Annotated in this window: 1 protein-coding gene; it reads left to right on the forward strand. The window is 56.4% G+C overall.

Annotated features, from left to right (window positions below; translation table 11 throughout):
- Positions 1–162 precede the first annotated feature (162 nt).
- Entirely contained in the window at positions 163–1353 is a 1191-nt protein-coding gene (locus tag QKE30_RS10760) for an IS1249 family transposase (RefSeq protein ID WP_347934777.1), read from the forward strand.
- Positions 1354–1408: the final 55 nt, after the last annotated feature.

The following is a 1408-nucleotide window of genomic DNA, read 5'->3' on the forward strand; positions in this document are numbered from 1 at the left end:
GGGTTAAGTGACAAAAAGTGTGTCTGATTTTCAGCATATCTGCTGATCAGTCTATGTAAACCGGGCTTGAATAAGGTTCCAGACCTTATTCGGGCCCGATTTTCCTTCAATCCACCGGAACGGCGCCCCAGTGTGGTAGCCGGATGCTGGTTAGCTTTGCCGGTGACACCAAACAGACCACGATGCCCCGTATGTACTGGGCAAATGAAGAAAAACGGCACTACAACCAAAGGGACAACCAGGTGGCGATGTAAAAACCCTGACTGCGGAACCTCCACCACACACCGCCGTCCCGATCAGACCCGCACCCGGGATTTCAAAGCATTTCACGCCTACGTCACCGGCACGGCTTCTCTGACCGATGTGGCCGACGCCTTGAACGTCTCCCGGCGCACACTCGACCGCCGATTCACCTCGTTGTGGCTCGTCGATGTACCCAACACCCCAGACCCCAACCGGGTCTACGACCAAATCTTCATCGACGGCACCTACACCGACGCCGGATGCCTACTGGTAGCCGCAAGCCGTGACCACGTCATCTCCTGGCACTGGGCCAAACGCGAGTCAGCCCACGCCTACACACAACTACTGCGAGGTATCGCCGAACCATTATGTGTGGTCCTCGACGGCGGGCAAGGCGCCTACTCAGCAATCAAAGCCTGCTGGCCACATGCCCTCATCCAGCGCTGCCTAGTGCATGCCCAACGCGTCATCCGCCGCTACACCACATCACGACCACGCACCGACGCCGGCAAAGCCATCTACGCCCTCGCGCTGACACTGACCAAGATCACCACCGTGGACCAAGCACGCGACTGGACACTACGCCTGCACGACTTCGGGCAGGTCTACCAACGGTTCCTCAACGAAAAAACACCATTGCCCAAAGAACATCGCACGCTCAATAAACAGTGGGAATGGACACATATCCGAGTGCGCAAGGCATACCACTCGCTTCTGCACCTATCCCGCAACAACTGGCTGTTTATCTACCTGCAGCCCCCACCAGAAGCACTCGACCCAGCCCGGTGGGCAGCGACTACGAACAGTCTTGAAGGCGGCATTAACGCTCAACTCAAACGCATCGCTGATGCACACCGCGGCAGAGCAGGAGAACGGCAACGCAAAATGCTCGAATGGTACCTGTACTCGAAAAAGCAGCTGCCTGACGATCCGCTAAAGATCGCCAGGCAGTGCAATTTCGGACAAGATCAACTCGCCAAAGTCAACGATCTCGTCCCAGAAGACCACAACACAGCCGACCACGAAACAGGACGACCAGCCTTCTACGACAACGCTATCCCAACCGAATACCAACACAACTTAGGCATCCGGAAAGGACCAATGAAATAAAAAGGGACCCACCCCGGCGACACGCCGAGCGGACACACTTTTTGTCTATTAACCC

The organism is Corynebacterium sp. c24Ua_83, assembly GCF_039907245.1.
Classification (GTDB): Bacteria; Actinomycetota; Actinomycetes; order Mycobacteriales; family Mycobacteriaceae; genus Corynebacterium.